Source organism: Cryobacterium sp. MP_3.1 (assembly GCF_035984795.1).
Taxonomy (GTDB): Bacteria; Actinomycetota; Actinomycetes; order Actinomycetales; family Microbacteriaceae; genus Cryobacterium; species Cryobacterium zongtaii.
The window spans coordinates 1-12,244 of record NZ_JAXCHV010000006.1; the positions used below are offsets into that span (position 1 = coordinate 1).

The 12,244-nt window shown below is 69.0% G+C and carries 10 protein-coding genes; 3 read left to right on the forward strand and 7 right to left on the reverse strand.

Annotated elements, in window-relative coordinates:
* Positions 1 to 169: 169 nt before the first annotated feature.
* A complete protein-coding gene (locus tag RCH12_RS05475) occupies positions 170 to 1,375 on the forward strand; it encodes a Gfo/Idh/MocA family protein (protein ID WP_327016270.1) in 1,206 nt (401 codons plus the stop codon).
* A 29-nt stretch (positions 1,376 to 1,404) separates the two neighbouring features.
* On the opposite strand, the gene RCH12_RS05480 is transcribed toward RCH12_RS05475, so the two are convergent.
* Entirely contained in the window at positions 1,405 to 1,851 is a 447-nt protein-coding gene (locus tag RCH12_RS05480) for a LysM peptidoglycan-binding domain-containing protein (protein ID WP_165787947.1), read from the reverse strand.
* Between the two features lie 232 nt (positions 1,852 to 2,083).
* Between RCH12_RS05480 and RCH12_RS05485 the strand changes: the two genes are divergently transcribed.
* On the forward strand, positions 2,084 to 3,955 hold the full coding sequence (locus RCH12_RS05485) for a DUF2207 domain-containing protein (protein ID WP_327016271.1): 1,872 nt from the start codon (positions 2,084 to 2,086) through the stop codon (positions 3,953 to 3,955).
* Between the two features lie 20 nt (positions 3,956 to 3,975).
* Here the strand turns inward: RCH12_RS05485 and RCH12_RS05490 are convergent, their stop codons facing one another.
* The 6 genes from RCH12_RS05490 to RCH12_RS05515 all read right to left on the reverse strand — a co-directional run bounded on the left by RCH12_RS05490 (position 3,976) and on the right by RCH12_RS05515 (position 11,231).
* Positions 3,976 to 5,355, reverse strand: a complete 1,380-nt coding sequence (locus RCH12_RS05490) for an L-serine ammonia-lyase (protein WP_103429591.1) — start codon at positions 5,353 to 5,355, stop codon at positions 3,976 to 3,978.
* 22 nt (positions 5,356 to 5,377) lie between these two features.
* The gene (locus RCH12_RS05495) at positions 5,378 to 5,941 is read right to left on the reverse strand and encodes a CoA-binding protein (protein WP_327016272.1); all 564 of its coding nucleotides are present in this window, start codon (positions 5,939 to 5,941) and stop codon (positions 5,378 to 5,380) included.
* Complete coding sequence (locus tag RCH12_RS05500; RefSeq protein ID WP_088456756.1) at positions 5,938 to 7,236, reverse strand: O-acetylhomoserine aminocarboxypropyltransferase/cysteine synthase family protein; 1,299 nt, start codon at positions 7,234 to 7,236, stop codon at positions 5,938 to 5,940. Before RCH12_RS05500 ends, RCH12_RS05495 begins: the two co-directional genes overlap by 4 nt.
* A gap of 91 nt (positions 7,237 to 7,327) precedes the next feature.
* A complete protein-coding gene (locus RCH12_RS05505; protein ID WP_327016273.1) occupies positions 7,328 to 8,308 on the reverse strand; it encodes a YeiH family protein in 981 nt (326 codons plus the stop codon).
* Between the two features lie 90 nt (positions 8,309 to 8,398).
* Entirely contained in the window at positions 8,399 to 9,499 is a 1,101-nt protein-coding gene (locus RCH12_RS05510) for a fatty acid desaturase family protein (RefSeq protein ID WP_088456754.1), read from the reverse strand.
* A 190-nt stretch (positions 9,500 to 9,689) separates the two neighbouring features.
* Positions 9,690 to 11,231 carry a dolichyl-phosphate-mannose--protein mannosyltransferase gene (locus RCH12_RS05515; RefSeq protein ID WP_327016274.1) on the reverse strand — a complete coding sequence of 514 codons (1,542 nt, stop codon included), beginning with the start codon at positions 11,229 to 11,231 and terminating at the stop codon, positions 9,690 to 9,692.
* Positions 11,232 to 11,296: 65 nt separating this feature from the next.
* Between RCH12_RS05515 and rsmI the strand changes: the two genes are divergently transcribed.
* Positions 11,297 to 12,172 carry a 16S rRNA (cytidine(1402)-2'-O)-methyltransferase gene (gene rsmI / locus RCH12_RS05520; protein ID WP_103429587.1) on the forward strand — a complete coding sequence of 292 codons (876 nt, stop codon included), beginning with the start codon at positions 11,297 to 11,299 and terminating at the stop codon, positions 12,170 to 12,172.
* Positions 12,173 to 12,244: the final 72 nt, after the last annotated feature.

The following is a 12,244-nucleotide window of genomic DNA, read 5'->3' on the forward strand; positions in this document are numbered from 1 at the left end:
GACTCGACGCAGCCACCCCGAGAGAGGCCCTCCATCAGCTACTCTCGGACCTAGAAAACGGCAGTGTTGCATCGACCGGTTGAATCCACCCCCGGTGTGCCGGGTGCAATTGTCCGGAACGGGAACAGTTGTGGGCGGGACGGCGCGCGAACCGGCGTAACCTCGGGCCATGGCCACTTCAGACAACCAGCCGGAAACCCCGATCACGACGCCGAAGCCGGCACCCAAGCCGGGCCCGCGGCCCGGTCCGGGACCGCAGCACGGCGCTCAGCCGGGCGCGCAGCCGAATGCACGGCCGGATGCGCAGCCGAATCCGGCGGCCACCGGGGGGACCCCTACCCCGCGAACCGGGCCGATCCGCGCGGCCGTGATCGGCTTCGGGCTCTCCGGCCGGGTCTTCCACGCACCGTTCCTCGCGGCCAACCCCGACTTCTCGCTCGAGGCCATCGTGACCGGCGACCCCGATCGGGGCGCCAAGGCCGCCGAGAGCTACCCGGAGGTACGGATCGTACCCACCGCCGAGGCGCTGTTCGCCCAGTCGGCCGACCTCGATCTCGTGGTCATCGGCACCCCGCCGGACACCCATGTGGCGCTGGCCAACGCCGCCCTCGATGCGGGCCTCGCCGTGGTCATCGACAAGCCGTTCGCGGTGGATTCCGAGCAGGGCTGGGCGCTGCTGAACCGGGCCGAGAGCCTGGGGCTTCCGCTCACGGTGTTCCAGAACCGGCGCTGGGACGGCGACTTCCTCACCCTGCAAGCGCTCCTGGCCGATGGCGCCCTCGGCGACGTCTACAGGTTCGAGTCCAGGTTCGAGTTCTTCAAACCCGGCACCCCGCGCAGCTGGAAGGCCGGGGCGACCCCGGCCGCGGGCGGCGGCGTGCTCTATGACCTCGGCGCCCACCTGATCGACCAGGCCGTGCTGCTCTTCGGCCCGGTCGATGACTTCACCGCCGAACTGTCCACCCGCCGGCCGGGCGGCGCCGCCGACGACGATTCGTTCGTGTCGCTGCACCACGGCTCCGGGGTGCGTTCGCACCTCTGGGTGAGCTCGTTCGCGGCCCAGACCGGCCCGCGGTTCAGGGTGCTCGGCTCGGCCGCGGGGTACACCAAATGGGGAGTGGACGGCCAGGAGGCCGCCATCCAGGCCGGCAACCTGCCCAGCGACGCCGACTTCGGCCTCGAACCCGAAGCCACCTGGGGCCGGCTCGGCGCCGACGGCGCCAGCCAGGTCGTACCGACCCAGCGCGGCCGGTACACGGCCTTCTACGAGGGCCTGGCGAATGCGCTGTTGCGCGGCGCACCGTTGCCGGTGAACGCGGTCGACTCGGCACACACCATCGAGCTGATCGAACGCATTCACGCGTCCGTGCGCTGACCCGCCCTTGTCGGCGCCGGCCCGCGGGCTCAGCCGGTCTTGGTCCAGTCGAGGTTGATGACCTGGCGGAGGTAGATGTCCTCGCCGAGCCCGGCGACCTTCGGGTTCATGCGGAGGAGCTGCTGCATCGGCAGGTCGAAGCGCTGGGCGATATCGAAGAACGAATCGCCCTCGATGACCGTGTAGCTGATCGGGTTGCCGGCGCCGTCGTATTCCGGCGCGGCCTGGGCGCCGGGAATCGCGCCGAGGTCAACGGCGGGGCCCTCCGGAATGGGCTCGGCCGGCACCTCGGGGTTTCCGGTGAGCTCCGGCGCGGGCGCCTCGGCCACCGGCGTCGGTGTGGGGGTCGGTGTGGGCGTGGGCGTCGGCGTGGGGGTCGGTGTCTGGGTGACCACGACAGTCGCCGTCACCACCGGTGCGGGCGCGGCGGCGCAGCCGGCCAGGGCCAGGCCACCGACCAGCATCACCGACAGCACGACGGCCCGTCGGGTCGGCCGGACCTGGGCAGTGCGACACGGTGCAGCTGGGCGCGGAACAGAGAGCGGCGCGGCCGACTGCGGTGAACTGGTGAGATCGTTGATGGTGTACCCCCGAGAAGACAGTTTAGGTCAGGATTCTCCCGGCGCAGCCGGCGTGCTGTGCCTAATGCGGGGGACACCGGGCCGCGTCGCCAGGTACCCGCTGGATATGATCGAGCCGGGGGAAACCATGACACACCGACAGATTCTGCCGCGCCGGCGTGCATTGGCCGCGGCCCTGGCCACGGCATTGACCCTGGCCGGGGCATGCGCCGCCTCGGCATCCGCACCGGCGGCATCCGTACCCGCCGATGCGAGCGACTTCACCTTCGACTCGTTCACGGTCGACTACGATCTGGGCCGGGATGCCGACGGCCGCGCCACCCTGCGCACGGTCGAGACCATCGTGGCCGACTTCCCGGCAGGCGACCAGAACCGCGGCATCGTCCGGGCCATCCCGGATTCCTACCGGTACGTCGACATGGATGTGCAGGTCATCAGCGTCACCGACGAGACCGGCGCCCCGGTGCCCTACGAGACGAGCAGCCGGGACGACTTCACCGAACTCGCCCTCGGCACCGACGACTTCGTGCACGGACGCACCACCTACGTCCTCGAATACACCCAGCGCGACGTGATCGGTGATTTCGCCGATACCGCCGCCGAGGAGTTCTACTGGGACGTGAACGGCACCGGCTGGGCGCAGCCGTTCGGGTCGGTGACAGCACGCCTGCACCTCGACGAAGACCTCACGGCGGCTCTCACCGGCGAGGCAGCCTGCTACGTCGGATACTACGGCGGTGACGCCACCTGCGCCGTCGAGACCAGCACGGATGCTGCCGGCAGCGTGCTGACCTCGACCAGCCAGAACCTGGTCTCCGGACAGAACATGTCGGTGGCGATCGGCTTCGTCCCCGGCACCTTCACCCAGCCGCCCGGCCCGGAGGAATCGTGGATCGTCACCGTGGCTCCCTGGCTCATTCTGGGTTTCGCGGCCTTCTTCGTGCTCATGCTGCTGGGCCTGCGCACCTTCGTCTGGCGCGACGCCAGGGGTCGCGGAACCATCGTGGTGCAGTACACCCCGCCGGAGGAGCTGTCGGTCATGCTGGCCGCCGCGATGCTGGGAAAAAAGAAGGTGGGCCTGCCGGCGCAGGTGATCAGTTTCGCCGTCACCCGGGCCGCCCGCCTGGTGGAGTCGCCCAGCGAACCGGCCAGCCGACGATACGCGCTCGAGGTGGTGGACACGCACCGGTTGAGCAGCGCCGATCGGCAGATCCTCGCTGCGCTGGTGCCCAAACTGAAGGGCGGAGCCAGGCTGCGGCTGGATACCGCTGACCCCAAGCTCGGTGACCGGCTCGAGCGGTTGCGCGGCAGCATCTCCGACGAGGTGACCTCGTCCGGATACCGCGCCAGGGGCACGAGTCGCATTCCCACCTATCTGGCGCTGGCTGGTGCGCTGCTGCTCGCTCCCGCCTGGCTGGTGACCCGGTGGGCCGGCCAGAACGAGGTCAGCAGCACCCTGGTCGGCTGGCTCATGCCTGGCACCATCCTGGCCCTGGTGCTGCTGGGTGTGATGTATCAGATGCCACATCGCTTGACCGAGAAGGGCGCTGCGAACCGCGACTACCTCCTGGGCCTGCGCGACTATCTCGCGCTGGCCGAAGCCGACCGCATCCGGGTGCTGCAGAGTCCGGAGGGCGCGGAGCGGGTCGCCGCCACGATCGACACCGACCTGATCGTGAAGCTTCACGAGAAGCTGCTGCCGTGGGCGATGCTGTGGGGCGTCGAGCGGGAGTGGGCGCGCGAGCTCGGCACCTACTACGACACGACGGATGCGTCGCCGGACTGGTTCTCCGGTGCGGGCGGTGCCGCCATGTTCAGCCAGAACTTCACCGGCTTCGCCGGGTCGATCGGCACGGGCTCGTTCGCCACCACACCCTCGGAGAGTTCGAGTTCGGGGTCGTCCTGGTCGGGGTCCGATGGGAGCAGTTCGTCCGGGGGATCCTCAGGCGGTGGTTTCTCCGGTGGCGGCGGTGGGGGCGGTGGCGGCGACGGTCGCTGACCCGCCGAACGGCCGCTCGCTCAGCACTCGATGACGTTGACCGCGAGGCCGCCCTCGCTGGTCTCCTTGTACTTGGTCATCATGTCCAGGCCGGTCTGCCGCATGGTCTCGATGACGGTGTCGAGCGAGACCAGATGAGTGCCGTCGCCGTGCAGGGCCAGCCGGGCCGCCGACACCGCCGTCGAGGCGGCGATGGCGTTGCGTTCGATGCAGGGCACCTGAACGAGTCCGCCGACGGGGTCGCAGGTCAGACCGAGGTGGTGCTCCATCGCGATCTCTGCCGCGTTCTCCACCTGGCGGGGTGTGCCGCCGAGCACCGCGCAGAGCGCCCCCGCGGCCATGGCGCAGGCCGAGCCGACCTCGGCCTGGCAGCCGCCCTCGGCGCCGGAGATCGAGGCGTTCGCCTTGACGAGCGAGCCGATCGCCACCGCGGTGAGTAGGAACCGACGGATGCCGGCCGCGCTCGCGCCGGGCACAAAACGCAGGTAGTAGTGGGCGACGGCGGGGATGATGCCCGCGGCGCCGTTGGTGGGCGCCGTCACGACGCGGCCGCCGGACGCGTTCTCCTCGTTGACCGCGAGGGCGAAGGCGTGCAGCCACTCGGTCGAGGTGTCCCGCTCGCGTTGCTGCAGACCGTCGTATTCCTCCAGCTGCATACGGATGGCGGAGGCACGGCGTTTGACACCGAGGCCGCCGGGCAGCGTGCCGTCCACGCGCAGGCCCGCCTCGACGCAGGCGTGCATCGCGGCCCAGATCGCGTCCAACCCGGCATCCAACCCGTCGGCGCCGTGGATGGCCTCCTCGTTGGCGCGCGCGACATCGCAGATGCCGATGCCGTGGCTGTCGCAGAGCGCCAGCAGGGCGGCACTCGAGGCGTACGGCATCGGCTGGACCACCGTGGCTACGGGCCGGACCGGGTCGCCGTCGCGGCGGATGAAGCCGCCGCCGATGGAGTAGTAGGTCTCCTCGAGCAGGGCGGGACCGCTCGAGTCGTCCCCCCAGGCCGACAGCGTCATCGCGTTGGGGTGTCCGGGCAGCCGGGTGCGCGGTTCGAAGACCACGTCGCTCTTCTGCAGAGCAACCGGGTGGCTGCCGTTCAGGCGCAGGGTGGACCCGTCGGTGAGATCGACCCAGCAGTTGCGTACCTCGGCGGGGTCGCAGGTCTCCGGGGTGAGGCCGGCCAGGCCCGCCAGAATCGCGTCGGGGGTGCCGTGGCCGAGACCGGTGGAGCCGAGCGAGCCGAACAGCGAGCAGCGGATGCGCCGTACCTCGGGCAGCCGCCCACTCTCGGCGAGGTGCTGGGCGAAGGCCAGGGCGGCCCGCATCGGGCCGACGGTGTGGGAACTGGATGGACCGATTCCGATGGAGAAGAGGTCGAGAGCCGATACGTACGCAGTCACCCGCTCTATCGTACGCGGGCGGCTACCTGATGGTCTTGCGGGCCGTGATCTGCCCGGTGTCGAAACCGAGCAGGTGCAGGCCGCCGTGGAAGCGGGCGTGCTCGATCTTGATGCAGCGGTCCATCACGATGGTGAGCCCCTTCGCCTCGCCGTACTCCGCGGCCTCCTGGTTCCAGATGCCCAGCTGCACCCACACCGTCGTGGCGCCCACGGAGAGGGCGTCGTCGATCACGGCTGGGATGTCGGAGGCCTTGCGGAAGACATCGACGATGTCGGGCACCTCGGGCAGCGACGCCAGGTCGGGGTAGGCCTTCTGGCCCAGGATGGTGTCGGCACGCGGATTGACGAAGTAGACCCTGTAGTCGCTCGACTGTTGCAGGTAGGTGCCCACGAAATAGCTGGACCGGGCCGGGTTGGGGGATGCACCCACGATGGCGATCGACCGTGCCCGCCGCAGGATGCCCAGGCGCGCCTTGGCGTCCGGGCCCTCCCAGGTGCGCTGGGTGCGCAGCAGCTTGGCCAGCGGCGAATTTGTGGGAACGCTGCAGCTCAAGCCGTTGGTGAGCTGGACTGTCTCGGTGCTCATGAGCGTCCCCCCGCTGCGGCCTGGCTGAGCGCCTGGTCTAGGTCGTAGATGATGTCGTCGACATCCTCGATGCCCACGCTGATGCGCACCAGGCCGGCCAGAACGCCGGCATCGGCGAGCTGCTGCTCGCTGAGCTGGGCGTGGGTGGTGGAGGCCGGGTGGATGACGAGGGTCTTGGCGTCGCCGATGTTCGCCAGGTGGCTGGCCAGGTCGACGGATTCGATGAAAGTGCGACCGGCGTCGCGGCCGCCCTTGACGCCGAAGCTGAATACCGAGCCGGGGCCCTTGGGCAGGTACTTGAGGCCGCGCTCGTAGTGCGGGTGGCTGGGCAACCCGGCCCAGTTGACGAAGTCGACGCGCGGGTCGGCGTCCAGCCATTCGGCCACGATGCGGGCGTTGTTCACGTGCGCCTGCAGCCGGTAGGGCAGCGTCTCGACACCCTGGGCGAGCAGGAACGCGGAGTGCGGTGCGAGAACCGGCCCGATGTCGCGCAGCTGTTCGGCGCGGAGGCGCGTGAGGAAGGCGTATTCACCGAAGTTGCCCGACCACTCCAGGCCGCCGTAGCTGGACACCGGCTCGGTGAAGAGCGGGAACTTGTCGCTGTGCCAGTTGAACCGGCCGCTCTCCACGACCACGCCGCCGAGTGTGGTGCCGTGGCCGCCGAGGAACTTGGTGGCGGAGTGGATGACGATGTCGGCGCCCCACTCGATGGGCCGGCAGAGGTACGGCGTGGCGATGGTGGAGTCGATGATCAGCGGGATCCCGGCGGCGTGCGCCACGGCGGCGAGGCCCTCGATGTCGGCGACCTCACCGGACGGGTTGGCGACGGTCTCGGCGAAGATCAGCTTGGTCTTGTCGGTGATCGCGGCGGCGTAGTCGGCCGGGTCGGCGGATTGCACGAACGTGGTCTCCACGCCGAAGCGGCGCAGGGTCACGTCGAGCTGGGTGATCGAACCGCCGTAGAGGTTGGCGCTGGAGACGATGTGGTCGCCGGCCCCGGCCAGGCTGGCGAAGGTGATGTACTGCGCGGCCAGGCCGGATGCCGTGGCGACGGCGCCCAAGCCCCCCTCGAGGCTTGCGATGCGCTCCTCGAACGCCGCCACGGTGGGGTTCGACAGCCGGGAGTAGACGTTGCCGTACTTCTGCAGCGCGAACCGGGCCGCGGCATCCGCGGTGTCGTCGAACACGAACGCGCTGGTCTGGTAGATGGGCAGGGCCCGCGCCCCGGTCACTGCGTCGGGTATGTTCCCGGCGTGGATTGCCCTGGTGGTGAAGCCGTACTCGCGATCTGCCATGCGGTTACGCTACCGGCCCCGCGCGGGACCGCGGGCGGGGTGGCGTAACAGAGCGCCACATGACCGCCGCCGGCCCACACAGCAGCGGTCCTCAGCTGATGAGGACGGCGGCCAGAGCGAGCAGGGCGATCAGCAGCCAGGAGGCCAGGCCCACGCCGAGGGCCCTGCCGCCGGTGCGCAGGAGCTCGGACAGGCGCACCGCCGTGCCCAGGCCGAACAGCGCCATGGCCAGCAGCACCGTCTGCACCAGATCGATGGACTCGAGCGCGGTGGCGGGCAGCGGAACGAAGGTACGCACCAGCACCATTGCCAGGAACCCCGCGACGAACAGGGGAACCACCGGTGGCCGCCGGACCGTGCGATCGACGGTGCCCGCCCGCCGCCGCTCGTACACCGCCACGCCGGCCACGAGTGGCGCCAGCATCAGCACGCGGGTGAGCTTGACGACAACGGCCACGGCGAGGGCCGCCGACCCGGCGATCTGCGCCGTGGCGACGACCTGGCCCACATCGTGCACACCGGCGCCGACCCAGTGGCCGAACTGGAGGTCGGTCAGACCCAGCGGATGCCAGAGCAACGGCAGCACGCCGATCGCGAGGGTGCCGCACAGGGTCACCAACGCCACCGGGGTGGCGGTCTCCCGGTCCTTGGCCTTGACCACGCCGCTCATCGCCCCGATCGCAGACGCGCCGCAAACGGCGAAGCCCGTGGCGATGAGCAGCGGCTGGTGTCCGGAGAGGCCGACGCGGCGGCCGAGCCACAGGGTGCCGAAGAAGGTGAGCAGCACGATGAGGACCGTGCTGGTGATGGTGACCCAGCCCAGACCGAGGATGTCGACCAGGCTGAGCTTGAGGCCCAGCAGCACCACGCCCAGGCGCATCAGCCGGTGGGACGCCAGGGTCAGGCCGGGCGCGAGCATCCCGGTGACCGCCGGACGCAGCACGGGCAGCTGCCCCACCACGATGCCGAGCAGCACGGCCGCGGTCAGCAGGGGTACCGCGGGAAGCGCGGCGTGCACGCCCCACGCCACCAGCGCGGCCACCCCGGCCGCGCCCACTCCCCAGATCCACATTGGGTCAACTTTACCCATCGCCCGTGAAGCGTGAGAAAAGCCCCAAGAATCGAGGATTCTCGGGGCTTCTCTCTCAGTTCGAGAGGAGGGTCAGCGGTGGTGGAAGCGCTGCACCATCGGGCAGTCGAACGGGTCACGGGCGGCCAGGCCCACCTTGTTGAGGTAGGCGACCACGATGCCGTAGGACTCGAACAGGCCGGTCTCGGTGTAGAGGATCTTGTTGGACTGGCAATATTCCTTGGTGATCTCCTGCGCCTTCTTCAAGTGCGGGCGGGCCATGTTCGGGAACAGGTGGTGCTCGACCTGGTAGTTCAGGCCGCCCATGAAGGTGTCCATGAGGGTGCCGCCGCGGATGTTGCGCGACGTGAGCACCTGGCGACGCAGGAAGTCCACCTTGCTCTCGTGCGGCAGCTGCGGCATGCCCTTGTGGTTGGGGGCGAAGGAGGCGCCCATGTAGACACCGAACACGGCCATCTGCACGCCGACGAAGGCGAAGGCCATGCCCAGCGGCAGGAAGTAGAAGATGACGGCGAGGTAGATCACGATGCGGCTGGTGAGCATGCTGATCTCGAGCCAGCGCTTGTCGACCTTGCCCTTGCCGAAGACCGTCTTGAAGCCCTGGATGTGCAGGTTGATGCCCTCGAGGGTGAGCATCGGGAAGAACAGGTAGCCCTGCTTGCGGGTCATGAAGGAGGTGATCCAGTTGACCTTCGCGGCGTCTTCCTCGCGGAACACAATGAAGTCGGGGTCGATGTCGGGGTCCTTGCCGACCACGTTCGGGTTGGCGTGGTGGCGGCTGTGCTTGGTCATCCACCAGGCGTAGCTGATGCCGACGAAGAGGTTGGCGAGGACGCGGCCGGCCCTGTCGTTGGCGGGGCCGGACTGGAAGACCTGGCGGTGCGACGCCTCGTGGGCGAGGAACGCGAACTGGGTGAGGATGATGCCGAGCACGCCGGCGATGATCAGCTGGTACCAGGAGTCGCCGAGCAGCACGAAGCCGACGCCGAGGCCGACGGTGATCAGGACCAGGGCGGCGAAGACGCCCCAGTAGAAGCCGGTGCGGCGGCCGAGCAGACCGAGATTCCGCACGGTGTGCAGCAGGGAGGAGTACTCGGTGGTGGGGTTCTGGGAGTCGCCACCCTTGCGGGTGCGGACAATACGCACCGTGGGTGCGGCAGATGCTTCCGACATGAGGCCTTTGGTTTGTATCTGGACTTCTCAGTCGGTTGTAGAGCAATCACTCGTCAAGCAGATACCGGCCATCCTACGGGTTCAAGACCCGAAAATAGCGTGAATTCACACGCCATTAACAGGGGATGTATTCCAATTTTGGCATATGTTCAGGGCTGGGAATGTGTTGCATTCACAGCGTTAATGCTGGTCAGCGCCAGCTCGGCAGCCAGATGTGCGCCTGCCAGAAGGCGAACGGAACCTGCGCACCGGTCCAGAGGGGGAAGTAGTAGGCGCTCACAATCGTGGCCAGGGCCAGGAACACCGCCACGATCGCCCGGCCGGATCCGTTCTTGATCAGCAGTGAGATCACCAGGGTCAGCCCGAGGATCAGGTAGGGCTCGAACGCGATCGTATAGAACTGGAACACCGTGCGGTTCAGGTACATCAGCCAGGGCAGGTAACCGGCGACCATGCCCATCAGGATCAGTCCGACCCGCCACTCCCGGTACCGCACCAATCTGTAGACCAGGTAGAGGATCGCGGCCGTCGCCGCCCACCAGATCAGCGGGTTGGCGATGCCGGTGATGGCCTCGGAGCAGGTGGCATAACCACAGCCGTTCTCGCCCAGGGACGAGCCCTGGTAGTACATGCTCGTCGGCCGGCTCATCAGCAGCCAGGTGAGCGGGTTCGCCTGGTACGGATGCGGGGTCACCAGGCCAACGTGGTAGCCGTAGGCGGCCGTCTGGTAGTGCCAGAAGCTCTGCGGGCTGTGCGGAACCCAGGCCAGAGCCCCGGTCCAGGCCTGTCCGGCCTGATCGGCCCAGTCCCGGTAGTAGCCGCCGCGGGTGACGAACCAGCCGGTCCAGGAGACCAGGAAGGTCAGCACGGCCACGGGAACCAGGAGCAAGAAGGTCACCGGCCCCTGCTTGAGGATCGCTCCGCTGGCCCAGAACGGCAGCCCGGCCCGCCGGCGGGCGAGCGCGTCGACCACCACGAGGTAGATGCCGAAGGCGGCCAGGAAATAGGCCCCGGACCACTTCACCGAACAGGCCAGCCCGAAGGCCAGGCCCGCGGCCAGCACCCACGGCCGCCACCAGAGCGCGGGGCCCCAGGTGGGGTCGACCTCGTTGTCCCGTTTCTCGTTCAGCCACGCCCCGAGCCGGGCCCGGTGATGGTCCCGGTCCATCAGCACCGCGCCGAAGCCGAGCAGGGCGAAGAACATCACGTAGTTGTCGAGCAGGGCGACGCGGCTCATCACGATCGCGTTGCCGTCGATGGCGAAGAGGAAACCGGCGATCGTACTCAGCAACACCGAGCCGAACAGCTTCTGGGCAATGAGCATGAGCAGCACGACGGCCAGCACCCCGACCAGCGCCGTGACGACTCGCCAACCGAACGGGTTATCGGCGCCGAAGCCCGCCATCCCCAGGGCGATCAGCCATTTGCCGAGCGGCGGATGCACCACGAACGACGGGGCGGTACCGAAGATATTGCTCTGCCCCGCCGCGAACAGGGCGTCGGCGCCGTCCGGCCAGCTGGACTCATACCCGTTGTTGAACAGGCTCCAGGCGTCCTTCACATAGAAGGTCTCGTCGAACACCAGGGTGCCGGGATGGCCGAGGTTCCAGAACCGTAGGCCCGCGGCCAGCAGAACCACCAGCGCCGGCCCGGCCAGGCGAACCCACCGGTTGCCCCACAGGGCACTCCAACGCTCGGTCACACGGGCGGTCGCAACGGGGGTGAGGAGCACCTGACCATCGTAGTGAGCCACTGCTGCGTGACTGCGCTGCAAGACTGTGCTGCGAGACTGGGACCATGATCATTCTGGCTGCCACGCCCATCGGAAACCTCGGGGACGCCTCGACCCGCCTGATCGAGGCGCTGCGCACCAGCACCGTCATCGCCGCCGAGGACACCCGGGTGACCGTGCACCTGCTCAAGGCCCTCGGCGTGGAGAACCGGCCCCGGCTGATCGCCCTGCACGACCACAACGAACGGGGCAAGGCCGCCGAGCTCGTCGAACTCGCCCGCGACACCGACCTGCTCGTGCTCAGCGACGCCGGCATGCCCACGGTCTCCGACCCCGGCTTCCACCTGGTGGATGCCGCGATCGCGGCCGGCGTCACCGTCACCGCGCTGCCCGGACCGTCGGCCGTGCTCACCGCGCTGGCCGTCTCCGGCCTGCCCACCGACAGGTTCACCTTCGAGGGCTTCCTGCCCCGCAAACACGGTGAGCGGATGCAGGCGCTGCGCGAGGTGGCCACCGAACGCCGCACCATGGTCTTCTTCGAATCACCCAACCGGCTTGCCGCGTCGCTCACCGACCTCGCCGCCGCGCTCGGCGCCGACCGCCGCGTGGTGGTCTGCCGGGAGCTGACCAAGTTCTACGAAGAGGTCAAGCGGGGCACCGCCGCCGAGCTGGCCGAGTGGGCCGCGGCGGGCGTCCGCGGCGAAATCTGCATCGTCGTCGCCGGGGCGACGCCGCGGGTGCTCGACCTGGCCACCGGCGTCGAGGAGGTTCTGGCGCTGGTCGCGGCCGGGGCTCGCCTGAAGGACGCAGCTGCCGACGTGTCAGCCGCATCCGGGCTCGGCAAGCGCGACCTGTACGAGGCCGCGCTCACCGGCAAGGCCGCCGGGACCGCCGCGCCGCGCCAGAAAGCCGCCCCGCAGCCCGAATTGCCGCTGGACTGAGCAATGGGCTGAGCCGGGCCGGGCTGCCGCGCGGCGTAACAGGGTCTGACGCCTACGCAGGCCCCCATAAGA